The 21,899-nt window shown below is 46.3% G+C and carries 21 protein-coding genes; 4 read left to right on the top strand and 17 right to left on the bottom strand.

Translation table 11 applies throughout. The annotated features are described in order from the left end of the window. Positions 1 to 47 precede the first annotated feature (47 nt). From AAEY83_RS04410 to AAEY83_RS04395, 4 genes are all read left to right on the top strand, one after another. Positions 48 to 620, top strand: a complete 573-nt coding sequence (locus tag AAEY83_RS04410; RefSeq protein WP_025645938.1) for a c-type cytochrome — start codon at positions 48 to 50, stop codon at positions 618 to 620. 79 nt (positions 621 to 699) lie between these two features. Beyond that, positions 700 to 1,686, top strand: coding sequence for an AAA family ATPase (locus AAEY83_RS04405; protein ID WP_025645936.1), 987 nt, complete (start codon positions 700 to 702; stop codon positions 1,684 to 1,686). Positions 1,687 to 1,713: 27 nt separating this feature from the next. Continuing rightward, positions 1,714 to 2,763: a hypothetical protein gene (locus AAEY83_RS04400; RefSeq protein WP_025645933.1), complete on the top strand. Its 1,050-nt coding sequence runs from the start codon at positions 1,714 to 1,716 to the stop codon at positions 2,761 to 2,763. Then, complete coding sequence (locus AAEY83_RS04395) at positions 2,760 to 5,012, top strand: transglutaminase TgpA family protein (RefSeq protein WP_025645931.1); 2,253 nt, start codon at positions 2,760 to 2,762, stop codon at positions 5,010 to 5,012. Before AAEY83_RS04400 ends, AAEY83_RS04395 begins: the two co-directional genes overlap by 4 nt. A gap of 3 nt (positions 5,013 to 5,015) precedes the next feature. Here AAEY83_RS04395 and AAEY83_RS04390 read toward each other — a convergent pair whose 3' ends face one another. The 17 genes from AAEY83_RS04390 to AAEY83_RS04310 all read right to left on the bottom strand — a co-directional run bounded on the left by AAEY83_RS04390 (position 5,016) and on the right by AAEY83_RS04310 (position 21,854). Beyond that, a complete protein-coding gene (locus tag AAEY83_RS04390; protein WP_025645929.1) occupies positions 5,016 to 5,876 on the bottom strand; it encodes a universal stress protein in 861 nt (286 codons plus the stop codon). 449 nt (positions 5,877 to 6,325) lie between these two features. After that, positions 6,326 to 7,027: a molybdate ABC transporter permease subunit gene (gene modB, locus AAEY83_RS04385; RefSeq protein ID WP_025645927.1), complete on the bottom strand. Its 702-nt coding sequence runs from the start codon at positions 7,025 to 7,027 to the stop codon at positions 6,326 to 6,328. Between the two features lie 70 nt (positions 7,028 to 7,097). After that, the gene (locus tag AAEY83_RS04380) at positions 7,098 to 7,628 is read right to left on the bottom strand and encodes a molybdenum cofactor biosynthesis protein MoaE (protein ID WP_051397445.1); all 531 of its coding nucleotides are present in this window, start codon (positions 7,626 to 7,628) and stop codon (positions 7,098 to 7,100) included. 102 nt (positions 7,629 to 7,730) lie between these two features. Beyond that, on the bottom strand, positions 7,731 to 7,997 hold the full coding sequence (locus tag AAEY83_RS04375; RefSeq protein WP_037059218.1) for a MoaD/ThiS family protein: 267 nt from the start codon (positions 7,995 to 7,997) through the stop codon (positions 7,731 to 7,733). A 98-nt stretch (positions 7,998 to 8,095) separates the two neighbouring features. Continuing rightward, positions 8,096 to 8,635: a cyclic pyranopterin monophosphate synthase MoaC gene (gene moaC, locus AAEY83_RS04370; protein ID WP_025645921.1), complete on the bottom strand. Its 540-nt coding sequence runs from the start codon at positions 8,633 to 8,635 to the stop codon at positions 8,096 to 8,098. A 52-nt stretch (positions 8,636 to 8,687) separates the two neighbouring features. Then, positions 8,688 to 9,218, bottom strand: coding sequence for a molybdenum cofactor biosynthesis protein B (gene moaB, locus AAEY83_RS04365; RefSeq protein ID WP_025645919.1), 531 nt, complete (start codon positions 9,216 to 9,218; stop codon positions 8,688 to 8,690). 96 nt (positions 9,219 to 9,314) lie between these two features. Continuing rightward, the gene (gene moaA, locus AAEY83_RS04360; protein ID WP_025645917.1) at positions 9,315 to 10,412 is read right to left on the bottom strand and encodes a GTP 3',8-cyclase MoaA; all 1,098 of its coding nucleotides are present in this window, start codon (positions 10,410 to 10,412) and stop codon (positions 9,315 to 9,317) included. Positions 10,413 to 10,555: 143 nt separating this feature from the next. Further along, a complete protein-coding gene (locus tag AAEY83_RS04355; RefSeq protein ID WP_025645915.1) occupies positions 10,556 to 11,263 on the bottom strand; it encodes a nucleotidyltransferase family protein in 708 nt (235 codons plus the stop codon). After that, positions 11,256 to 12,497 carry an XdhC family protein gene (locus AAEY83_RS04350; RefSeq protein ID WP_025645913.1) on the bottom strand — a complete coding sequence of 414 codons (1,242 nt, stop codon included), beginning with the start codon at positions 12,495 to 12,497 and terminating at the stop codon, positions 11,256 to 11,258. Before AAEY83_RS04350 ends, AAEY83_RS04355 begins: the two co-directional genes overlap by 8 nt. A 113-nt stretch (positions 12,498 to 12,610) precedes the next feature. Next, positions 12,611 to 15,124 (bottom strand): xanthine dehydrogenase family protein molybdopterin-binding subunit, encoded by a 2,514-nt coding sequence (locus AAEY83_RS04345; protein ID WP_025645911.1) that lies wholly within the window; start codon positions 15,122 to 15,124, stop codon positions 12,611 to 12,613. Positions 15,125 to 15,126: 2 nt separating this feature from the next. Beyond that, on the bottom strand, positions 15,127 to 16,119 hold the full coding sequence (locus AAEY83_RS04340) for an FAD binding domain-containing protein (protein WP_025645909.1): 993 nt from the start codon (positions 16,117 to 16,119) through the stop codon (positions 15,127 to 15,129). After that, complete coding sequence (locus AAEY83_RS04335) at positions 16,116 to 16,787, bottom strand: 2Fe-2S iron-sulfur cluster-binding protein (RefSeq protein WP_025645907.1); 672 nt, start codon at positions 16,785 to 16,787, stop codon at positions 16,116 to 16,118. The genes AAEY83_RS04340 and AAEY83_RS04335 overlap by 4 nt, the downstream gene beginning before the upstream one ends. 372 nt (positions 16,788 to 17,159) lie before the next feature. Then, positions 17,160 to 17,486: a hypothetical protein gene (locus AAEY83_RS04330; RefSeq protein WP_156923968.1), complete on the bottom strand. Its 327-nt coding sequence runs from the start codon at positions 17,484 to 17,486 to the stop codon at positions 17,160 to 17,162. A 339-nt stretch (positions 17,487 to 17,825) separates the two neighbouring features. Next, a complete protein-coding gene (locus tag AAEY83_RS04325; protein ID WP_227501931.1) occupies positions 17,826 to 18,530 on the bottom strand; it encodes a DUF3726 domain-containing protein in 705 nt (234 codons plus the stop codon). A 17-nt stretch (positions 18,531 to 18,547) separates the two neighbouring features. Further along, the gene (locus tag AAEY83_RS04320) at positions 18,548 to 20,380 is read right to left on the bottom strand and encodes a hypothetical protein (protein ID WP_025645903.1); all 1,833 of its coding nucleotides are present in this window, start codon (positions 20,378 to 20,380) and stop codon (positions 18,548 to 18,550) included. Between the two features lie 101 nt (positions 20,381 to 20,481). Then, complete coding sequence (locus tag AAEY83_RS04315; protein ID WP_025645901.1) at positions 20,482 to 20,667, bottom strand: hypothetical protein; 186 nt, start codon at positions 20,665 to 20,667, stop codon at positions 20,482 to 20,484. Between the two features lie 197 nt (positions 20,668 to 20,864). Then, a complete protein-coding gene (locus tag AAEY83_RS04310; RefSeq protein WP_025645899.1) occupies positions 20,865 to 21,854 on the bottom strand; it encodes a membrane dipeptidase in 990 nt (329 codons plus the stop codon). Positions 21,855 to 21,899 lie beyond the last annotated feature (45 nt).

Here is a 21,899-nt window from a genome sequence, read left to right as displayed (position 1 = left end):
ATCAAAAGCAGTACTAACGTTTTTTATTAACAGAAGTTTTTGTTAACATGTCTATGGTTATTCGTCAAATAAGTGTTATTTTTACTGCTGCTATTTTACTTAGCGCTTGTGGTGAGCGTACCCCGCCTGATAGCCGTGCTGCGGTGACCCTACCGGTATATGAGCAAGGAGATGCAGATAATGGCGCGATAATCTACCAAGACGCTTGTGGTCAGTGCCATCAGCTTACCCCAGGGCTTAATAAAAAAGGCCCGCAGCTGATGAATATTTATGGTGCTAAGGCGGCGCAGCTCGCTGATTATGATTATAGTGAAGCGCTTAAGACCTCAGGCTGGGTATGGGATGCTGAGACGCTCGATCCTTATATCGCAGATGTTGAAACAGCGATGCCCGAATCAAAAATGCTCGCAGATCCGATGCCCGATGCCAGCGAGCGAGCTGATGTCATTGCCTATTTATCGACGCTACGTGCGCCGGACTCAGCGGATGCTCAAGTCGATACGACGAATCAATCTAATGATCAAAATAACCAGAATAGCAATCAGCATAGTCAAATGAGTAACGATGCTGTCGTTATATCAGACGTAGCAGCAGAAAAACCCGCCGCTGATTTTCAGTAGACCTAGCAATTCTAATCGCTTTAGCAATAATCTTATTCTGAACTTATATCCTTACTGTTTTTATTATGATGCCAAGCCTATGACTGTAGAAGTAGCCCCTTTATCCAAAAGTGCAGCAGCTGATAACTATGCGCGCAATCAGCAGCAAATCGCTCATCTACTCGTGCAGCTGAACAAGGTGGTGCTCGATAAACCCCAAGTGCTCAAGCTTGCACTCAGCTGCGTCCTCGCAGGCGGGCATCTACTGCTACAAGATTTGCCGGGTATGGGTAAGACGACGCTTGCACAGGGGTTAGCGCAGTTGTTAGGACTGAGCTTTAGCCGTGTGCAATTCACTAATGATATGCTGCCTGCTGATATCTTAGGTATGACACTCTATGATCAGGGCAAAATGGCTTTTGAATTCAGATCCGGACCGATATTTACTCAGCTGTTATTAGCTGATGAGATCAACCGCTCAAGCCCTAAGACCCAAAGCGCGCTACTCGAAGCAATGGAGGAGCGGCAAGTCACCCAAGACGGGCAATCGTACCCTCTGCCCAAGCCGTTCTTTGTCATTGCTACCCAAAACCCGTTGCAGCAAGCCGGGGTTTATCCGTTGCCTGAGTCGCAACTGGACCGGTTTTTGATGTGTTTGTCGCTCGGTTATCCCTCTGCTGAGGCGGAGCGTGCACTCTTGCGCGGGCAGGATCGCCGTGAGTTATTGCGTGAGTTACATGCCATACTCAATACCGAGGACGTGCTACTAGCGCGCCGAGGCGTCCAGCAAGTCTATGTTGCAGATGCCTCTTTAGACTATCTACAGCGCTTGGTTGCTAAGACTCGGATCAGTCAAGACTATCATGGGCTATCGCCGCGTGGCGTGCTGTCACTACAAAGTGCCGCGCAAGCTTATGCCTATGTCTCAGGTCAGCAAGAGGTGACACCAGAAGATATTCAAGCGGTGTTTGCTGCGGTCACTGACCACCGGCTAGGTCAGCGCTTCGTACCTGCCAATGCCGTCAGTGGCCAAACGCCGCCAACTATCGCCCAGCGTATTATGGCGGAAGTGGCGGTAATCGTCTGACGACTGCCTTCAAGTAATAGAGTGACTATGACCATCTTTCCTCAGGCCATAAAGCAGCCATTGACCGCGATGTTCAGGCGCTGGTTTGCCAAACGCGCCCCTAGAGACGATAACGCGACTCTCAATTTGCGTAATGTTTATATCTTCTTTAGCCGCGAAGGGCTACTGTTTGTCCTGCTGCTTATTATCACTTTTATCGCAGGGATCAATTATGGCAATAACTTGGTGCTAGGGCTGTGCTTTTATCTAATCAGCGTCTGGCTCATCAGCTTTCATGTCACCTTTGCTCATGTCTCAGGGCTACAAGTACGCTTGCTTGAAGTGACGATGGCCGAGGCAGGCAAGCCAGTTTGGGTAACCTTGCAACTGCTGAGCAATAGCCGGCACCCTAGACGGCAACTGTCTATTGGCTTTGATGCACAAGGTAAATATTCACAAGATAAAGATCTGACAAATAAAAGCTCGGTAAACGGCCCACTAGACGTCATGCAAACCACAGTGCTCCTGCCGCGTCTTGAAAATGAGCAAATCATTCGACTCCCAGTTGCAACCTACAGGCGCGGTAAACTTGAATTACCACGTTTGCATATTAAGACGGTCTATCCTTTAGGGATTATGCGCGCGTGGTCGTACGTCTACTTTGCTCGGCCAGCATGGGTATATCCGCAGCCCGAGGCGTTTGAGTGGCAAGCGCGGTATCTGAGCGCAAATAGCACAGATCTGCCCACCGGTGGGCAGTTTACCCAAGGTCAGGACGACTTTGAGCGCCTTGATAACCATGTCGCAGGCGAGTCTCTAGCGCGTGTCTCTTGGGCGCATGTGGCGCGCGGGCAGGGTATGTTTACCAAGCACTTTGCTGATCCTGTCGGCTACGAGCAGCGCTTAGCTTATGAGGATATGCCAGCGATAACTCATGAACAAAAACTGGCACAATTGACTTATGGGGTGCTGGCCTTAAGCAAGCTTGAGGTGCCGTTTCAGCTACAGTTGCCGCATGAAGCGCCTAGTACCGCTGAAATAGGCCAAGGCGAAGCTTTCGGGCAAGCTTGCTTACTAAGAGTAGCGCAAGCATCATGAGTTTATTGAAGCGTAACAAAAAGCAGTCAAGCTCAGCTAAGGTATATTCAAATGCAAAGCCAGATACGCGGCGTACTTCGATAACAGCTATTGATGACAGCGACGTAAGCTTTGAGAAACTGGCTTATGGTCAACTGGCATCTACTCGTCTGCCAGATAGGCAGCGACACGATAAGCCCGCTAGCATAAGCAATAGGTATCAGCGGCTATTGTCATTGCCCGCATATTATTGGGTGCTCATCGCCCAGCTGTTTGTCATCCTCCCTCATGCCGCTTATTTACCGCTATGGTTGATAGGCTTTGCCATTATCACTATTATCGCCCAGCTGCCAAGTATCAAAGCGAAGTTCAAACCCACTCGCTTAAAGCGCCTTTATCAAGTCATGCAGATGCTAGGGTTTTTATTGGGGTTAGCTGGCTTGTCGCTCACTTATGGCGCAGCTTTTGGTTTAGACATGGGCGTTGGGTTTTTAGTGCTGTGCTTAGTCAGCAAGCTATGGGAGCTTTATAAACGCCGTGATGCCTATGTGGTACTGAATTTATCATTATTTGTTATTGCAGGTTTGTTTTTATTAGATCAGGGTCTTGTCACCACTTTGCAGGTTGTCGCGGCGACTATTATCATATTATTGGCTTTTATAACGCTCAATGATGATAGCAATACGAGCGGTGACGGGCGCATGCGCACCCTTGGCGTATTAGGCGTTTCAGCGCTACCTTTATTAGTGGTGCTGTTTTTATTCTTTCCGCGCTTGCCGCCTTTATGGTCCGTGCAGCTGTCCTCAAGTCAGGCAACTACTGGCGTCTCTGATAGCATGTCGCCAGGTGATATTGCGAGCTTGAGTCAATCGACAGAGCTTGCTTTTCGTGTAGAGTTTGCTCAAGCTCGCCCGGCACAAAGCGAGCTGTACTGGCGCGGCTTAGTCTTTAGTGATTTTGATGGCGTCACTTGGCGTCCCAACCGGCGCGTGCAGCAGCAATGGCAGCCTGGCAGGCAACCCCCTAACTGGCTTGCGCGGTCGCTTGCCACTGCCACTACTAAGACTGAGCCAAAAAGCTACGAGATCACCTTAGAGCCCACTCAGCAGCAATGGCTGTTTGGCCTTGATTATCCTTTACCCCAAAATAAAGATACTCGCTTGACCTCAGATTTTACCTTAATCAAAGAGGAACCTGTCAGTGAGCAGCTGCGTTATGAGGTACTACGCTATGCGCCTATGCAGATTGATCCTATCCTTGATGAGGTCAGCCGTGCGGCTAATCTAACGCTGCCTAGTGCAGGTAATCTACAAACGCAAAACCTTGCCAAGCAGCTATTTGCTCAATCAGGATCAGACCCTGAGCGTTATATACAAGCTATCCAGCGCTGGATCAATCAAACTGAGTTTCGCTATACTTTATCGCCGCCGCCACTGGATGAAGACCGTATCGATAGTTTCTTATTTGAGACCAAAGCTGGATTTTGTGAGCATTATTCCTCAAGCTTTACCTTTATGATGCGTGCGGTTGGCATACCAGCACGCGTGGTGGCCGGCTATCAAGGCGGCGAGATGAGCCGCGGCGGTAACGTCTGGGAAGTGCGGCAAATGGACGCACACGCTTGGAGTGAAGTATGGCTTGAGGGTCAAGGCTGGGTGCGCGTTGACCCGACAGCTTTTGTTGCTCCTGAGCGCGTTGAGCAAGGGATGGACGCGCTGACTCAGTCGCGAGGTGCTAGCCTGTTCGGCGAGGGCGCAGCCGCTCAAGTCAGCTATCAGCAGTATCAGATGCTACAAGCGCTAAGACGACTATCTGATCAAGCCAGCTACTATTGGCAAAAAGATGTCGTCGGCTATGATCAGGATAAACAAGCCGGATCGCTGCTTAAGTGGTTCAATATTCGTTCTATCTCTGAGCAAATCGCTTGGCTAGCAGCGAGCGCTATCACCGTGATAAGCCTACTCGTCTTTATGATCTGGTATCGTAGGCGCAAACAGTGGCATCCGGCAGATAGACCGCTGATAAAGCTCTCTAGCAAGGTAGCTAAAAACGATAGAGCTTTATCGCGTCATGATAACGAAGGCGCTTTGGCATGGCTTAAGCGTTTAGAAAATAGCCAAGCTCATGGGTTGAATGGGGAAGGTCTGCAAGAGGTTAGCCGTCATTATAGACAGCTGCGCTACGGACGCTTAAGTGACGCTGACACTCAAAGCCCAGAGTACCAACAAGTACTTAAAGAGCTCAAGCGCAGTGTTAGTCAACTGTTATAGCTACTAGCGTAATAATAAAATAGGCGATAAGGTTTTGGTGATAATCTTGGTAGTGGTGCTACCGATAAAGAGCTGTTGAAACTTCGAGTGCCCATAAGCGCCGATGACGATCATATCGATAGCATTATTGGCTTGAAACTCAACCAGTCCCTCAACGACATCATCATAAGGCAAGTGATGAGCCGTAACGGTAAATCCTGAAGAGCTGAGCTGCTCAGTCACAGCTGCTAAGCTACTTTTGGCGGTATCATTATCATTACCGACCATCACAATATAACCTTGCAAGCCCTTTAGCAGCTCGCTATTCGCCACCATCTGCGCCGCTTTTATCGCGGTTTTACTGCCGTCAAAAGCGATAAGATATGAGGCTGGTGTTTTAAATGATTCTGAGCAAATCAAGATAGGCTTATTAGAAGCGCGGGTCACCGTTTCAATCTGACTACCGATATTGACGCGATCATTTTGATGATCTTCTCCGCGTCGCCCTAGCACGATCGCACGGTTTTCGCTGTCAAAATGTTCGATGGCGGGCAGTAGTTTACCGCGGCGTCTATAAGCTTTTATCTCAACATCGAAGTGGCTACTTATATGGCTTTTTGCATCTTCGATGAGTGCGTTGCTATAGCTGTTGACCACTTTAGCTCTTTGCTCATCCAGCTGTGTCAACTCCTCTAGTAATATCTGCCGACTATCGATTCCTATCGTTCCTGATAAGTCGCGTCTAGAGGAGACAGGGACATCAACCACATTGAGTAGCGCCACCGCTAAATTGAGGCGATCGGCGTACCATGCTGCATAGCTACAAACGGACTGAGTGACGGTCGAGCCATCAACACAAGCTAAAATATGCTGTTCACTAGACATAAAGTCTCCTCAATATAAAAATCATCGGCTGTTGGCGTGGCTACTGATTGTCTTTACTATAGCAAATTATAAGATTGTATGAATAGCGCACAAAAAAGCGCTCTAGAGAAGTCCTCTAAAGCGCTTGCGCTTATCATCAATTTTGAGTTATGAGCTATGAGCCGCAGTTGCAGCACTTAGCGCACATATCACACTTATTACAAGTAGCTTCGCTAGTACAGCCGCACTTTGAGCAGCTACAAGTTTTGCTACGAATGGATAAACCGCTTAGATGTGTATTTTGGGTCAATGACATAAGTAATCCTTATTATCGATGAGTGATAACTTATACTGTCATAGAGCAGAGACTTATTCAGTAATTATCTTGTGGGCTTGACGCAAAGGTTTGTTAGAAAAAAAGTAACAGCCTTTTAAAACTGTTGTTGTGAGTATTGATAAGAGCATACGTGCTATGAGCGCTGCATGGACTTACTGACACTTGCGATCAAAGTGACCATAAGCATACCTGTAACTACTAGTACCGCTGCCATTAGATGCGCTGTCTCATAGTTTAGCGCTTCGACTTGCTCATAAATCGCGATGGAGATGACTTTTGTTTCGCCTGAGATGCTACCGCCTATCATCAATACCACGCCAAACTCGCCAATGGTATGAGCAAAGCTTATCAGACTACCCAATATAATACCGATACGCGCTTGCGGTAACGCTATGGTGATAAAGCGTCTAAGGCGACTGGCTTCTAATAATTGCGCCATTTCTGTGACGCTTTTAGGAATTCGCAAAAACTGCGCGTAAACCGGTTGCACATAAAAAGGCAGGGAGTAAATGATAGAGCCGACCACAAGGCCTTCAAAGGTAAACACTAAGCTTGCAAGATTATGCGCGCTCAGCCATTGACCAATAAGCGAGTTCGGACTCATCAGCAGCAGTAAATAAAAGCCAATAACCGTCGGCGGCAGCACTAAAGGCATTGCTATAACGCCTAGTAAAATAACTTTGAAACGACTGACAAAACGATAACGACTGGAGCGCGCAAGCCAATAAGCAAGCGGGGTCGCGAGCAATAAGAGACATAAAGTCGTGACGCCTGCCAGCTTAAGGCTGACCCAAAATGGCATTAACATCGCTGATAAGAGAGAAGGGTCGACCATAGCGCTACAACTATTACAGCAGAAGGGGAGTAATGGTACTCATCAGCTATTAACTATTAGCCATCATGAGTTAACCGTTGTTGCTTAGCCATTTGGGCGACTCATTGTCATAATATTCTTGCTTCCAAACGGGAATATCGGCTTTGATGGTATCGAGGATCCAGCGGCAAGCATCAAACGCCGGATAGCGGTGGGCGGAGATCACACCGATCCAAACGGCAATATCGCCAATCTCTAATGCGCCGATACGGTGAATGGCAACCGCAGCGGTAATCTCAAATTTTTCTTTAGCCTCATCCATGATTTGCCGACCTTGGTTAATCGCCAAATCCTCATAGCCGTAGTAAGTCAAACGCTCGACACAGCTGGCATTATTATGATTGCGCACGCGACCTTCAAAACAAGCAAAAGCACCGCAGCTGTCGTCATTGAGCATGGCTCTAAGGCGCGTCTCGTCAATAGCTTCATCTAATAGCGCAAAACCATCACGCTCAGCGATAGCATAAGCGTCATCAGCACTGCGCTTGATTTGCATCGATTGGCTATGTACGTCTTCTTTATCGCCAATTTTTATTTCGTTGTTTTTATTCTCACCAGTCATTGATATGCTCAGATTATGAATCGGTTCTAGTTTAGTTCGACTATTTTGAGTTGTGTTATTTTTGCTAGGCTAGAGTTGTAGTCTACGACAGATAATTAGCGACTAGCCGCCTGCCACAGGGGTAATAAACACCACGCTATCGCCATCATTAATCGGGTCATCCCATTTGGCAAAGTAATCATTTACCGCCACACGCAGATCGGCTTGCGGACGGCTAAAGTGATGCTTATCGCGAAGCTGCTCATATAGCTGAGCTAGTGAAGTATCAGGGGCAAGCGTGACTTGCTCTTGCTGACAATTGGCTTCGTCCGCAAGACTGGCAAAATACAGTACATTGATGGTCATCAAATCATTTGTATTGTCAGTCATCTTACTACTCCTATAGAGCGGCGCTGCATGGAAAAGTGCAGCGTTGCTTGAAATCGTTTATTCGCTAAAATTATTTTTGATAAAACATCACACTTAGACTATGTTACTTGATGGTTATAATCTGACTTGCCACCGGTCTTAGTCATGAGTTTGACTCCATCAATCACGATGTCATGCGACAGCGCTTTGGTCATGTCATAGATGGTCAGGCAAGCCACGCTAACAGCGGTCAGCGCCTCCATCTCCACCCCAGTTTTGTGAGTGACTTTCACCGTTGCATTGACCATGATGCTATTTAAGCTGTCGTCATACTCGAAACTTAAGCCAATTTTATCTAGCGGCAATGGATGACAAAGCGGAATCAAATCATGAGTACGCTTGGCTGCCATAATACCTGCGATATGGGCAGTTTGGGTGATACTGCCTTTTTTTGTCATGCCATCAGCGGCTTTTATTTGACCATAGATGTCCGCTGGAAAACACACCTGACCGACAGCATGCGCTTCTCTAGTAGTAGCTGTTTTGTGGCCCACATCGACCATATGAATCTCACCATCGCTGTCTAAATGCGATAGGGTAGCGTGCGAGCGGTTTGCAGTATTAGCCGGAGCATTTTTATAATCAGAAGATATAGACATGTACTTTTCTTAACTCATTAAAGGTTACTTATATTTTATAAGTCTCAAAACGCTAGTCGTGACCTGGATTGGCGCGCATAAAGTGCGCAACAAAGTTACAGGGACGGGTACGATTATCGAACTGCTCTTTTAAGATATCATTCCAGCCGGTACGGCAAGCACCGGTCGAACCCGGTAGGCAGAAGATGCCTGTGCCATTGGCCATACCAGCGATAGCGCGCGACTGAATGGTTGACATACCGATATCCTCTTTGGAGAGCAAACGGAACATCTCGCCAAAACCGTCAATCGACTTGTCAAACAATACGCTGACCGCTTCTGGCATACTATCACGGATAAAAAACCCAGTGCCGCCTGTGGTGATTACTGCATGCACATTAGGATCAGCAATCCAGCCACTAATGACCGCACGAATGTGATAAATATCATCAGTAATCAGCTGACGATCAGCTAAGTGGTGACCCGCATCAACCAAGCTATCGGCTAAGTACTGCCCTGAGCTATCCTCCTCAAGCGTACGACTGTCAGAGACACAAAGCACAGCAATATTCAGCGGGGTAAATTCTGCAGCAGGCTTAGACATAGATATTCCTAATTCTAATCATTTGATAAGTTTAAATATTTTATTTTTACGGTTTGACAGTTTGCCGTTTTACTATGAGAGCTCCATCTACATACTCTAACCACCGATAATCGATAAGTTATGCATCATGCCGCTATTAGACTCATGCAGATGGTGATGCTCAGGCTTAATCGGCATAAAGCTATGCAAGGTGTTGACTAGACCTTGCACATCGTCGTTTTTCAGATAATCTCGAATATCGTAATTGCCTTCATCAAATAGACACAGATGCACTTTGCCTTGGCTACTCACGCGAAGACGATTACAGTTATCACAAAAGTGCGCGGCATAAGGGGCAATCATACCGATACGCCCGAGATAGTCAGGATGGCTGTATTCTATTGCAGGGCCATCAGCGCTACCGCGATCATGCGACTGCCAACCGCGCTCGAGCAGATAATCCGTAATCATATCAGACTGCGCATGCTGAGCAAAAAACAAATCGCTGTTGTCACTGGTCTGCATAAACTCGATAAAGCGGTAGGTCACAGGACGGTCTTTGACGTAGTCCATCGCGTCAATTAAGTTTTGAAAAGCAGTCTCCGCCATTAAGATACTATTAATTTTGAGCTTAATATCAGTAGTCGCTAGAAGGGTGTCCATGTCGCGCATCAGCTGGGGCTGGGTATTAAAGCCCGTCATCTGATGAAAAGTATCGGCATCGAAACTATCCATACTGATGTTGAGCTGGTTTAGTCCTGCCGCCTGCCAGTTGGCTAGGTGCTTGCCAAGCTTGTAGCCATTGCTAGTCATTGCGACCATCTCGATACCAGCGGTATTCTTGATCGTTTCGATAACCTCCACCACATCGCGTCTGATCGACGGCTCGCCACCAGTGATACGCACCTTTTGCGTGCCCACTTGCGCAAAGCCTTGAATCAAAGTTTTGATTTCAGCGACGGTGAGCTCATCGGAGGGGCGTTTGCCTTGGTAGCCGTTTGGCAGACAATACTCACAGCGAAAGTTACAAAAATCAGTGATAGAAAGACGTAAATAAGTCAGCCGCCGCGAAAACCCATCGGTTAGCGGTTTACTATCAACCACCGAATGATCAGCGCCTAAATGACTGGCACGAGCAGAGTCGACAGAGGATAACACTGAGCTATTCTGTGCTTGTGGATCAAAAATATCAGGCTTTAAAACAGGTGAATACAAAAAGGTACTCCCAATAATGGGGTCATAAAAGAGTATAAGCGATTACGGGCGCTGTTGTCGTCAAAATTATGTATTTCTAAACAGCCCCTAGACTCAATAGCTAAACAAAGCGGGCAATAATTACTGTTCTATAGGCAGTTATATCAATAATCAAGCCATCCTTGCTGTCGAGCATAAGCTAATTGTTTAGGAGTATCAATATCATAGCTAAGATTTGAGTGAGCCACCGTGGTGACTTTCTCAGGAGCTAGCGCTCTAATAAAGTGCCGCAAGCCTTTGTCGCCACTGAGCGAGGATTGCCATGATTTTAGTACGTTATAACTGACAACTAATGGCACACCCACGATATCATGCTTATTATCATCAATAATAAATCTCTCATCCAAATTCGGGTAACGACTGGCGACGACTATATTATCTTGTGCTAGAAGTTGATCTAAATGAGGAGCGCTTAATAACACTTGATCCACGCCCATAATCAATACGCGCTTCATCGCTAAATCATGCTGAGATTTTAATGCATCAATAGCTAAAGATAAGCTCTTTGCCATTCCTAATTGTGGATTAGGGTTACTAACGATCTGTATGCTTGAGTTTGGCGCTGTCAAACGGTTAACAGCCGTTTCGATAACGTCAGCAATAGCTGTATCTTGCTGAGGAATGACGACAATAAAAGCTTTTGGCTGAGTCACCAAAGCAAGCATCGTCATATAGTTAATTAATGGTTTACCTTGTTTTTCTAGAAGCTGCTTTGGCTGACCTAATCGATGACTTAATCCGCTGGCTAAAATAATGACCGCATGATTTGGAGGTTTGTTTTGATTGAATGATGAGCTATCCTTGTCATTCATAGCTGGCTTTTGGCTGCGCTAACTCTTTAGTAACTGCAACTTGCTCATAAACGACGGCGCTAATTTGCGCGATGATACTTAGCGCTAACGCTTCAGGGCCATCACCGCCAAGCTTATAACCGATAGGGTAGTGCAGCTGATTGATACCGTCTGCCAAGGCGGTAGGGTCAGCGCAAGTTGCGCTAATCTCCTTAATCAAACGCTCAGTACGATAGCGCGGGCCTAACTGACCGATGTAATTACAATGATTGGCATTCTTTAACAAGACAGCTAAGCGTGCCCGATCTTGGCTGAGGCTATGCGACATTAGTGCTACCGCTGCATTTTGACTCAGTTTAAGTAGAGTTTCGCTATCGTTAAGAGCCACGTATAACGCAGCATCAGCCTGCGGGAAACGCTGGCGAGTGGCATACTGCGGCCGACTATCGATCACGGTGACGTGCCAATCTTGCAGCTTTGCCATGGTTACTAGCGGCATGATATCATTGCCTGCTCCGCAAACAAGTAACCGAATTTGCGGTTGCAAACGCTGCACTAACCACTCGGTTTGTATAGCGTTTTTTGAGCTATTGTCATTTGCAACCGGACTTTTTAAAACCAGATAATCAGCGTGTCTTTTACTCACTTTATAAGCAGATAACTCATCGATTACTGGCTTTGGTAAATTTGTGGTTTGCTCTGGTATCTTTTGTGAGTTTTTATTGTCATCTAAAAAACTGGCGTTTAAATGAACCCTAGTACCAACGGTTACCTCAGAGCTGTTAGAGCGTATTAAAGTAGCGACAGTAGTAGACTCTCCACTTTGACGAACTTTCTGAATTAAATCTAAATACGGCATAGCTGAAGATAAGCGCTCAAATAACACATGAACTTTACCATTGCAGCCTAAGCCAAAGTTCAGCTCGTCTTCTAAGTCTACTGTAAAATCTACAGCATCATTATCTAACTTTTCCTCTAGCTCATCCTCCAAGTCTTCTTTTTGCTCATCACCGGTTTGATAGACCTGCACGCTTGCGCCATGACGCGTCAGCCAAAAGGCGCGTTTAATAATGTGCGGTTCAAGGCAGCCGCCGCTTATCATACCTACTGAGCGACCATCCTCGCAAATAAGCATCATAGCGCCAGGTTTACGATAAGCTGAGCCTTCAGTGCGCACGACTGTCGCGAGCACCGCATCAACGTGCTGCTGCCGTGCGTCAAAGGCGAGCTGTAGAATGTCTGCGACTTGATTCATATTTTTGCGTTTCTTTTTATACTTTTAGGGATAAGATAAATAAAACCTGCTTAAGATTAGAATTATCATTCAGCAGGTCTTATTCAACAGGGGCTATACTTCGATGTCGACTATTACTCAGGCATATCGGCTAAGATTTTGTCCAAAGTAATCGGGAAGTCATAAACACGCACACCGACTGCATTATAGATGGCATTAGCAATGGCTGCCGCTGACCCTGATATAGAGGTTTCCCCAATCCCTTTAATATGCATAGGGTTAGTATAAGGGTCATCCTCTTCTAACAAAATCACATCCAACTGCGGTACGTCCGCGTTGACCGGCACATGGTACTCGGCAAGGTCATGGTTACATAAGCGCCCATCGTGCTTATCATGAATGACCTCTTCCATCAAAGCAGAACCTATACCAAATACCATACCGCCATAACACTGCGAGGTTGCAAGCTTATGGTTGAGAATACGTCCTGCTGCATACACGCCAGTCATACGCTTGACGCGAATCTCACCGGTGACTTTATGTACCGCCACTTCAGCGAAGTTGGCCCCAAACGAGGCTTGGCGAAGGTTTTTGCCATTTTTACCCGGCTTGATCTGGCCTTTGGCGCTGATTTCTTGCTCGTCAAACTTAGCAATAATATCAGCTAGTGCATAGGACTGATTATCATCAAAGTCGTATTGCTCATTTGCAGGTTTTAATTCAGGAAGCGGCATACCTGTCTTTGCCGACACCTTATCTGCCAAGTCTATAGCCTTATCTACCAAGCCTGATACTTTATCTACCTCGCTTTTATCGACTACTCCTTTTTCCACCAAGTTTTTATCGACAAAATCTGCTACTTTTTCTCTACTTGCTCCAATAGCGGCTTCTGCCTTACTAGGCTGATGCTCACCTGATTTCTTGATTTGACCGTTATCTATACGAATCGTATCGGCATGTAGACCTACTTTTTTTGCAAGCATTTTGCGTAGCTGCTCACAAGCCAAATAAACCCCACTACCAGCACTGGCCGCGCCAAAACTGCCGCCAGAACCTGATGCTGGCGGTAAATCACTGTCGCCAAGTTTCATCTCGATATGATCGATAGGTAGTCCTAACAAATCGGCGGCGACCTGAGTAAATACGGTATAAGAGCCAGTGCCGATATCTGTCATATCGGTTTCGATAATGGCTTTGACGCCAAGCTCTTTTGAGTCATCGACTTGTAGTATCGCCCGCGCTTCAGAAGGCTGCAGCATATTGCCACGAGAAGTGCCAGACATACCGGTACCTATCCACCAGTCGCCTTCTAGTCGGCTGGCAGGTTTGGGATTATGCTCATCCCAACCAAATGCTTCAGCGCCTTTTTCCATACAGGCGACCAGCTGACGTGTGGAAAACGGCATCTCTTCGCTAGGGTCTTCTTCAGGTTCGTTCCGGCGGCGCAGCTCAATAGGATCCATCTCAAGCTTAGTCGCCAGCTCATCCATCGCACACTCAACAGCAATCATACCCACCGCTTCACCAGGAGCACGCATAGAGCCTGATAATACGTGATTCATATCCACCATCTGATAGCTGACGCGGCGATTCTCTCCGCGGTACAAAAAGTGAGTGGATAGTGCTGTTGGTTCAAAGAACGCCTCGCCTGGTAAATTGCTGGTCGTGGTATCGTGAATAAAGGTATTAATAATACCCTCTTCATTACAACCAATAGCAATACGCTGACGGGTGTTTGAGCGTCTTACCGTCGCCTCCATCACTTGCGGGCGCGTCATAGTAATCAGTACCGGACGACCGACTTCTTTAGAAGCAATAGCGGCAGCAATAGATTCTGGCGCGATACCTAGCTTACTACCAAAACCGCCGCCGACATAGTATGAGATCAGCTCGACTTGATCTTTCTTCAAATCTAATGCGTCCATTACTTGCTGCTTACAAGAGGCGATCATCTGGTTTGAAGTATATAAGACCAGCTTGTCATCTTCCCAATGAGCCAAAGTAACGTGCGGTTCCATCGGTGAGTTGCTCTGACTTGGGGTATGGTACACACTATCGAGGGTTACCGCCGAATCAGCAAGGCCTTGCTCTGGATCTCCGTGCTTAGCATTCTTATCCGAGCCTTTTTTCTCATTTACCTCATGGGCGTTAGGCAGCTCTTTAGTAAAATCCAAAGCCGCTTGATCGGTTTCGTCTTTATAAGTGACTTTAAGGGCGTTGGCGCCTTCGGTCGCCGCTTCAAAAGTTTCAGCGACAACGACTGCGATGGGCTCACCATGATAAAAAACCTCACTCACACCCTGAGTCGGTGCTTCGGTCTCAGTGCCTTGCTGTGAGTTACGTAAGAAGCGCTTAGGGTCAGTGACGACTTTAATAATACCTGGTATATGGGCAATCGAGTCGCTATCGATCTTTTCAACTTTTCCTTTGGCGATGGTCGAGCCCACCAAGACACCATACACTTTATTGTCTAATTGAATCTCTGCCGAATAATGAGCTTGACCGCTAACCTTTAACGAGCCCTCGACGCGGTTAATTGGTTTACCTACCAAATTACTTGCTGTTTTGCCGAATAACGTCTCAACCGGCTTATCCATCTTCTCTTTGTTAGTGGGCTCTGCCGGTAGTACTGAATCTAATAATGACATGATTATGCTCCCTCGCCCGCTAATGCACGCTTAATAACCTGTTTTAGCAAACGGCGTGTTAGTGGTATTTTAAAATCGTTTTGACCGCTACCTTTGGCATCTTTTAACAACAAATCTGCTGCCTGTTTGATAGTGTCATCGTCGCCCTGCGTATTCGTCAACAAATCTTCCACATCTTCATTGCGCCATGGCTGAGTACCAATACCGCCAAATGCTAAGCGTACTGTCGCCAAATTACCATTATCATCAGCGTCTATCACAGCTGCACACGATACAAGCGCAAAAGCATAAGAGGCGCGGTCACGCACTTTGTCATAAGTGTGTATACCTTTAATAGGCGCTGGCAGCACGACATGCGTGATAAGCTCGCCTGACTCTAAAACGTTTTCGATGTGGGGAGTGTCTTTTGGCAGACAATAAAAGTCTTTTATTGGAATCTTCCGAGTCGAGCCATCGGTTTTTGCAGTCTCAATAGTAGCGTCAAGCAAACGCATAGCGACCGCCATATCGGACGGGTGTTGAGCAATACAAGCGTCACTTGTGCCTAAAATTGCAAGGGGGCGGTTCTCACCGTTAATTGCAGGACAGCCAGTACCCGGTTCACGCTTATTACAAGGGCTATCGGTATGATAAAAGTAGTAGCAGCGCGTACGCTGCAGGAAGTTACCGCCAGTCGTCGCCTTATTACGCAGCTGTCCGGTCGCCCCTGCTAATATCGCACGAGACAATACCGGATAATTGGCAATCACACTAGGATGCGCGGCCAAATCACTATTGCTTACTAAGGTTCCGATACGTAGGCCGCCATCGGCAGTGTCTTCAATCTGTTCAAGCTCTAAGCGTGTCACATCAACTAGCTTGGTTGGCGTTTCAATCTCAAACTTCATGAGATCAAGCAAATTGGTACCGCCTGCGATAAATGAGGCTTCTTTAGGAGTAGCAAACATTACCGCTTGCTGCGGTTCAAGGGCACGGATATATTCAAAGCGTTTCATGAGCGGCCTCCTGCTGTGCTACTGGCAGTTTTATTGTGGTTTACTGATTGATTACCAAGTTGGGACTGACTGGGCGGCGGTGACCAAATACCTGTCACTGCTGAGTCTTGCAGCGAACCTGTAGTCGTCTCTTCACTAGAAGAAGCACGCTTATTTGACACTTCGCTCTCAAGCACTTGTGAGATGGCATCCACGATATTGGGGTAAGCAGAACAGCGACAAACATTGCCACTCATGCGCTCAGCGATCTCTTGGACTAACAACCCATTCGGGTTTTTGAGATCTGTCGTCACATAGCTTGGCCAGTTTTGTTTCACCTCTTCTATTAAAGCCGTAGCGGAACAAATCTGCCCTGGCGTGCAATAACCACACTGAAAGGCATCATGATCTTTAAAGGCTTGCTGCAAGGCTGATAACGACTCAGGCATTCCGATACCTTCGATCGTGGTGATCTCATCGCCGTCATGCATAACCGCAAGGGTCAAGCACGAGTTGATGCGCTCACCATTGATAAGAATGGTACAGGCACCGCATTGACCGTGATCACAGCCTTTTTTGGGTCCGGTAATTTGTAGATGTTGACGACATAAATCTAGAATTGTCGTGCGCGGATCAAGATCGTCAAAGGAGTAATCTTGATTATTGATATTTAAAGTCAAGGTATTCATGCTGGCTTCCCGCTGGCAGATAATGGCTAAATTTAAGGATAACTAATAAGTCTCCATAAAATAGTAGAGGCAGCAGACTGGGGCGTCTGTGTAGTAAATGTTACTCTCTTGGCGTTAAGAGAGTAGAGCAGAGCGATGAATTCAGCTCTCAGTATCAAGCACAGACCTTACTATTGGCTTACTAAAAGAAAGTAGGATAGGTTTTATCGATGAGCGAAGATATAGCAGTTTGGCGTACTGTTTGCTTTTGTAACGGCATTATTAAATCACTTAGAGTATAGCAATGACGGTAACAAGAGTATCAACTTCATTTTGAAAACTATTGTCTGCTTGTTTCTACTATTATCTTGATATTTTATCTGCGCTTGCTACTTATCTGCGCTTGCTACGGCGCTTGATCTTTTGCTGCAGACGCTGATCTTTAGGGTGACTTATAGGGTTGATAGATTTGCTAATAGCGCAGACTGTATAGACCACTAACGTTAAGGCGATGATAAAAGGTGTCAGCAGCCATATTAGACTATTAATAATAAACGGTAGAAGTAGGCCATGAAATAGAGCAGTATTGGGTATCAAGGTGTCACATAAGGCATCTATAATGCGTTTGGATATAGGGAACAATAAGGTGCTAACTCCTAATAAATAAAGGAGCTCGATAGAAGCATAACCCTTAGCAAATACTATGAAATAAAACATCATATAAAAGCTAAAGCTCAATAACCAACACTTAATAGAATAGCTGACCTGTAGCATATGCGACCTCATAACGCCAAAACCCGCTGATATCTGACACACTGGCATGATCAATCTTAAAACTACAATGTCAGATAGAATGTAAGAGAAATACGGTTGAACTTATGTCTGCAAAATATCATCATAGCAAAAAATTTCTACACTGTTTCTATTATATTCATTTTTTTACATATTTATTTTGAACGGCTGTTTAAACGATGAAAAACCCTCAGAGTGGTTAGCTATGAGGGCTATAAAGGTTGTATTGTATTTAAGATGTTGAGAGCTTAACTCTTCAATGTTTAGTTATACGCCGCCTGCGCCTTTGCTTGAGGTGTCACTATTTTCTACTAAGATAGCCGCCGCCGTTTTTTTGAGGGTCTGCCACTGCTCATCATCGACATAGATGCCTTCTTTCCAAGCGCGATTATGCGTCTCATACAGCTCATCAGTCGATATCTTATGATCAAAATCTCGGCTCTCGTTATCGATATCGAAATTTGACGTTGCAAGCTCAATTATCATATCGTCGGTGTTGTAATTGGCTTGAATGTCATTAAAAAAGTAAATATCAGGATAGGTAAAGCCTTGATTTAGGGTAAATAAAGTGTGCTTCGGCGCGCTACCATTGTCCCATTTGGCAAGGCAGGCGATACCTTTGTTCGATAAATTGACCAGCTCGCTATAAGCCAGCCAGCGATTATGGCAGTTCTCGATATAGATTTTATAATGCTTAAGATCTCCCATTTTTTCTAGCGCGTAGTCCATGATAGCGGGCAGGTGGCAAGCTAAGCTGCTGCTATGCAAATTAAAGCGAATCTCAGTCTCGCTCTCATCAACGATATCGATAGGCGTATCTTGCTCCGTCAAGATATAAGGCGTAGCATTATTGAATTGCTCAACGCCATCAAGCCCCGCCATTTGCAATTCGGCAACCATAGTGGCGACTAGATCGGCTTCGCCCACTTCGCGGTGCATACCGGTAAAGGCTTTGTACACGGTACTGACAATCTCATTGCGTCAGACGATCATAACTCTATCTCCTTCATCGCTTTATCTGCATGGTTGGGCGCAATGGGCGCAACGGGCATTGTCGGCAGTGGTCCATTGGGCGCATCGGTAGCCAGTATTGTTGGCTGCTTCGCTATAGACCTCTTATCCAAAGGTAGTCTTGGCAGCAGCGGAAACAGCCACTCATCGCTATGGACTTCATTGAACAGCGGCGCACCCTGAAATAACGTCACTCGTACCCAGCGATCGGAGCGTGGATCGAATTTGGTTGCGCCAAACATCGATAGTTTGCAGCGCAGCAGATGAATAGGCAGAGTGTCCTTTTGTAGTACGTTCATTTGGATATCGCCCATTGCTTTATGACCCATTGTCCAAACGCGGCGGGCGATAGTGCGATACTTGGGCTGTTTTAAGATAAATTCTGAAAGCAGCCGCTCAGGCTCGGCTTGTTTGAGCGCTACATATAAGCGGTTCACTTGCCGCGCGATATCTAACGACAGCTCACGATCATCGCCAGGTTCCTCTCCGCGCACGCCCATACGCGGCTCTTCTTTATCTATCGAGCGATACCAAAACCAATAACTGTTATCCGGCTCATTGAAGTCAAGATTAATCGCCCACTGATAACGGCTTTGTAATACCTCGAGCAAGTCTTCAACTGTTTTACCTTTCGGTAGCGACAAGGTCTCATCGGCGTTGACCTTTTCTTGAAAGGCGTCTACTTGCTCAGGATACAGCTCCATCAAGCAAGAGATAATGACCTCTTGGGCTTCATAACTTAAGTTATTATGCGCGTGCAAAAAATCGCCCCAAGTCTGGTAGCTCTTTATTGTCGTCAGTAAATTATTGCGTAGTAAGGTCAGCTCTTTTACTGCAGTGTTGTTTAACGAGGCTTGTGTCTCATCGATAGTGATGATTTGGGTAAAATGCTGAATAGCGCGGTTGAGTAAAGTTGAGAAATAAGCCGCTTTTTTTGAATTGATTTCGTTGACGAGTGTCGCTTGTAGCGCCTCTTCTCGCGTGGTCAGCCATTGATCGACAATGCAGGGATGATTAATCAAATAAGGCGCCATGCCTAGACCTGTGGCATTACCGATGCCCAAATAGCGCTTTATCTCAGGATGTAGCGTGATGGCCTTGTCACCGCCGCGCTTATGCGCTAAATAGTCGACCCAATCAAGACTGAATTCACGTAATAAATAAACGGCGCACATCTGCGCGCGAAAAGACTGATTAAAATCCTCGCTGTGATTCAGCGGCTCAAAATCATAAATACCAAATTTGCCATTACCATAAACGGCGGTAGTGCGCAGGATGTAGCCCACTTTCGCTAGGATATCAAGATCCGGCTGCTGGCCCTCTGCTAAGCGTGAGACTGTGTGCTCAAACACGCGCACACTCTTGTTCGCGCGCGCCAGCACCATGACCATGTTAGAGTTGCGGCCTGCTTCTTGTAGCGGTACGTTAGCTTTGAGCTGATCGAGTAGCTCTTGCCCAATCTCGCCATACACGAGACCAAAGGTGACATCCCACTTCTGTGCAATCACCCTGTCGTTACGCTCATCATCTGCCAGCTCATTGCAAAACACTACCAAATGATAGACATGCTCAGCGGTCTGCAAGCGGTAAATCACTTGGCCATAACCGTTGTCATCTAAATCCCAAAGATAGGTTTTGAGCGTCCATTGCTCTCTATCTATCTTACGTAGCAAAGTACGCACAAAGCTAATGCGCGTCTGATGCATAGCGCCAAGCCGCTCAGCGTCCATGACTACATTAGGGGCACGTAAAGAACGTTTTGCCAGCTCAATGCCTGTCATACTATTATCATTTGCATGATCGAAATTCATAATGCCTCCGTGGTAAGTCGTGTATTGAGCTGGTCATTTAGTACAGTATTAAGTGACGAAATGACCGATTATATTGAGCTTTGCCGGTTAAGGTTTTAAAGTTAATCCAGCTCTTTAACGATAGCCTGTTTTTCTAATCTCTCCTCTTGAATGAGATAGTCAGTCTCCATGCGATTAGGACGATAAAGGTCCTGATCGCGTGCCATTTGTTGAGCAATTTGCGGCCCATTTACTAGAGTAAATGAGCGTCCGAGCTCGTCTTGCTTAAGTCCCTTTAAATCAGCCATGGTTTGGCTTCCTGTAGTTGTCATGACGTCGTCATGCGTTAGCTTAAATTATATCAATGAAATCAGCCGTAAAAGTTCAAGAGCTTCAATGGTATGATGTCAAATAAAGGTTAACGCCAAAAACAACTGATGCCTTATAGCGTCATAAAGGATTGAATAAAATATAAGTCTGAGTATTAAAGATGTGATCAAAAGATTTAAGTCAAAGGCTTAATTCCTTGCTCTAAAAAGTCGAACCAGTTTTGACCGATGATTTTGCCTGCGTCAGCTTCATTGAAACCGTGTTGAAGCAGACCGTTATAGATGTTCTCCATACCTTTCTCGCCAGCAAACCAAGGCAAGTTATCTGGCCAACCTGAATTGTTAGCACTGCCTTCGCCGTAGTCCATCGCCTTTGACCAGCGGCCATTACGCATCCACTCGAGTACAGATTTTGGCTGATTAAGACACAGATCACTACCGATGGCTAAGTGCCGGGCGCCGTACTTATCGGCGCAATCAGCAATCATCGTGCAAAAATCATCAAGCGTGCAGTCGCTACCATTGGGCAGATGAAACGGATATAAACTAAAGCCAAGCAAGCCGCCAGCCTTGGTCAAGGCGCTAATCACGGTGTCAGACTTATTACGCAGCGCATCGTGGGCAGTAGTGGGGTTGGCGTGACTGATACAGATCGGACGGCTAGAGTGCTCTATCGCCTCAAGCGTGGACTGCTCGGCGCTGTGCGACATATCGATAATCATGCCGACGCGGTTCATCTCTTTAATCGCTTGCTGACCGAAACGGGTCACGCCGCTGTCTTTGGACTCATAACAACCGGTGGCGAGCAGGCTTTGGTTGTTATAAGTCAGCTGCATAATCAGCAGTCCTAAACGGCGCATCACGCTAATAAGGCCAATCTCATCATCGATAGGCGAGCAGTTCTGTGCGCCAAAAAAGATGCCAACTTTGCCTTCCTCTTTCGCGGTTTTGATATCTTCAACATCATAGACAGGTAAAATCAAATCGCTGTTTTGCTCAAAGTGCCTATTCCATTCAGCAAAGCGAGTCATGGTCTGACGCGCATCTTCGTGATAGACCAAAGTAGCATGTACCGCGTTGATACCGCTGGCCTGTAGCATCTTAAAATAATCACGATCCCAATTGCTATATTGCAAGCCGTCAATGACGATATGGTCTTGGTACATCTTGTTATCCTTTTGTGCTTTGATAAAGTGTGTCAGGCACTCATT

Source organism: Psychrobacter sp. TB20-MNA-CIBAN-0197, assembly GCF_040309765.1.
In the GTDB taxonomy this organism is placed as follows: Bacteria; Pseudomonadota; Gammaproteobacteria; order Pseudomonadales; family Moraxellaceae; genus Psychrobacter; species Psychrobacter submarinus.
Note: the sequence above shows the minus strand (reverse complement) of the source record. Positions and strands in the feature narration are given on the sequence as shown.

Coding starts and splice junctions, on each gene's coding strand:
- AAEY83_RS04410 (WP_025645938.1), top strand. CDS start 48: ATGTCTATGGTTATTCGTCAAATAAGTGTTATTTTTACTGCTGCTATT.
- AAEY83_RS04405 (WP_025645936.1), top strand. CDS start 700: ATGACTGTAGAAGTAGCCCCTTTATCCAAAAGTGCAGCAGCTGATAAC.
- AAEY83_RS04400 (WP_025645933.1), top strand. CDS start 1,714: ATGACCATCTTTCCTCAGGCCATAAAGCAGCCATTGACCGCGATGTTC.
- AAEY83_RS04395 (WP_025645931.1), top strand. CDS start 2,760: ATGAGTTTATTGAAGCGTAACAAAAAGCAGTCAAGCTCAGCTAAGGTA.
- AAEY83_RS04390 (WP_025645929.1), bottom strand. CDS start 5,876: ATGTCTAGTGAACAGCATATTTTAGCTTGTGTTGATGGCTCGACCGTC.
- modB (WP_025645927.1), bottom strand. CDS start 7,027: ATGGTCGACCCTTCTCTCTTATCAGCGATGTTAATGCCATTTTGGGTC.
- AAEY83_RS04380 (WP_051397445.1), bottom strand. CDS start 7,628: ATGACTGGTGAGAATAAAAACAACGAAATAAAAATTGGCGATAAAGAA.
- AAEY83_RS04375 (WP_037059218.1), bottom strand. CDS start 7,997: ATGACTGACAATACAAATGATTTGATGACCATCAATGTACTGTATTTT.
- moaC (WP_025645921.1), bottom strand. CDS start 8,635: ATGTCTATATCTTCTGATTATAAAAATGCTCCGGCTAATACTGCAAAC.
- moaB (WP_025645919.1), bottom strand. CDS start 9,218: ATGTCTAAGCCTGCTGCAGAATTTACCCCGCTGAATATTGCTGTGCTT.
- AAEY83_RS04355 (WP_025645915.1), bottom strand. CDS start 11,263: ATGAATGACAAGGATAGCTCATCATTCAATCAAAACAAACCTCCAAAT.
- AAEY83_RS04350 (WP_025645913.1), bottom strand. CDS start 12,497: ATGAATCAAGTCGCAGACATTCTACAGCTCGCCTTTGACGCACGGCAG.
- AAEY83_RS04345 (WP_025645911.1), bottom strand. CDS start 15,124: ATGTCATTATTAGATTCAGTACTACCGGCAGAGCCCACTAACAAAGAG.
- AAEY83_RS04340 (WP_025645909.1), bottom strand. CDS start 16,119: ATGAAACGCTTTGAATATATCCGTGCCCTTGAACCGCAGCAAGCGGTA.
- AAEY83_RS04335 (WP_025645907.1), bottom strand. CDS start 16,787: ATGAATACCTTGACTTTAAATATCAATAATCAAGATTACTCCTTTGAC.
- AAEY83_RS04330 (WP_156923968.1), bottom strand. CDS start 17,486: ATGATGTTTTATTTCATAGTATTTGCTAAGGGTTATGCTTCTATCGAG.
- AAEY83_RS04320 (WP_025645903.1), bottom strand. CDS start 20,380: ATGAATTTCGATCATGCAAATGATAATAGTATGACAGGCATTGAGCTG.
- AAEY83_RS04315 (WP_025645901.1), bottom strand. CDS start 20,667: ATGGCTGATTTAAAGGGACTTAAGCAAGACGAGCTCGGACGCTCATTT.
- AAEY83_RS04310 (WP_025645899.1), bottom strand. CDS start 21,854: ATGTACCAAGACCATATCGTCATTGACGGCTTGCAATATAGCAATTGG.